Origin of the sequence: Pseudoalteromonas sp. NBT06-2 (assembly GCF_002276045.1) — a bacterium.
Classification (GTDB): Bacteria; Pseudomonadota; Gammaproteobacteria; order Enterobacterales; family Alteromonadaceae; genus Pseudoalteromonas.
Genome location: NZ_NQMR01000314.1, coordinates 1 through 588 on the forward strand (window position 1 = coordinate 1; position 588 = coordinate 588).

Below are 588 nucleotides of genomic sequence, written 5' to 3' on the forward strand. Positions count from 1 at the left end.
TACCACTGCTTTTTGAGAAGTTAGTATCTTGTCTGCTATGTATTACATCATTAATATCTAAAGCTTGATTTTCTTTTGAATCTTTACCCTGAATACCTTCGTGATTTAATAACCATAATTTACGTTCGATCCCTCCTGCGTAACCAGTTAACCCCCCATTAGCACCAATAACTCTATGGCAAGGTACTATCAGGCTGATAGGGCTTCGACCATTCGTACCATCAACGGCCTGTGCAGCCTTCGCATTATTTATCATTTTAGCGATATCCTGATAAGTTAATGTATATGAAAACACCCTATTAAAGGTCCGGTTGCGCCAATACCTCCCATAACCGCACCACTAATGGCTCCCTTTATCGCACCTTTGAGCACCGCTACAGCATATACCCAAGCCACTTCAAGATGTGAGGTTCAGGACTGCTGAGCAATTCATGATCTAGGCGCATCTTTACATTAATGGTTACTCCCTTAAAAAAAGATGGACCGGCAATATGCTCCTGCATTGCTCTAGTACCTACATCCATGCAGGCAACAACGAGCATGATTTGCTCAGAAGTCCCTGTAAGGTTGGTTTATAAATACTTTATG

At 41.7% G+C, this 588-nt stretch carries 1 protein-coding gene and 1 pseudogene; both read right to left on the reverse strand.

All coding sequences use genetic code 11. From position 1 onward, the window contains the following. Positions 1–292, reverse strand: a pseudogene (locus CJF42_RS27030) (methylated-DNA--[protein]-cysteine S-methyltransferase); the annotation flags it as partial. 82 nt (positions 293–374) lie between these two features. Continuing rightward, positions 375–542: a hypothetical protein gene (locus CJF42_RS27920; RefSeq protein WP_170940778.1), complete on the reverse strand. Its 168-nt coding sequence runs from the start codon at positions 540–542 to the stop codon at positions 375–377. Positions 543–588 lie beyond the last annotated feature (46 nt).

What these genes read in the sequence shown, in the direction of transcription:
- CJF42_RS27920 (WP_170940778.1), bottom strand. Translation starts at nt 542, where the DNA reads ATGCTCGTTGTTGCCTGCATGGATGTAGGTACTAGAGCAATGCAGGAG.